General features: G+C 48.3%; 1 protein-coding gene. It reads left to right on the top strand.

Annotated features, from left to right (window positions below):
- Positions 1-315: hypothetical protein (locus UU7_RS18805; RefSeq protein ID WP_007810997.1), on the top strand; the 315-nt coding region annotated here is incomplete at both ends.

Raw genomic sequence — 315 nt, forward strand, 5'->3', positions numbered from 1 at the left:
CCTATATGCAGGGCGAAACCGCCGGTATCAACATGGCGGGCGGTGAAAAGCTTTACGACAAGGCGATTCCAATGAACGCCATCGGATTTTTCGGCCTGCACGTTATTACTGCCGGCAGCTATGAGGGCAAGACCTATGTCACCCGTACCGAAAACACTTATAAAAAATTGATTACCAAAGACAATCTGCTGAAGGGCTTTATTTTAATCGGAGAAATTGCCAGAGCGGGGATTTACACCTCTCTGATTCGCGAAAAAACGCCGCTTGATACAGTGGATTTTGACCTAATTCGGGAGCGCCCGCAGTTAATGGCGT

This window comes from Rhodanobacter spathiphylli B39 (assembly GCF_000264295.1).
Taxonomy (GTDB): domain Bacteria; phylum Pseudomonadota; class Gammaproteobacteria; order Xanthomonadales; family Rhodanobacteraceae; genus Rhodanobacter; species Rhodanobacter spathiphylli.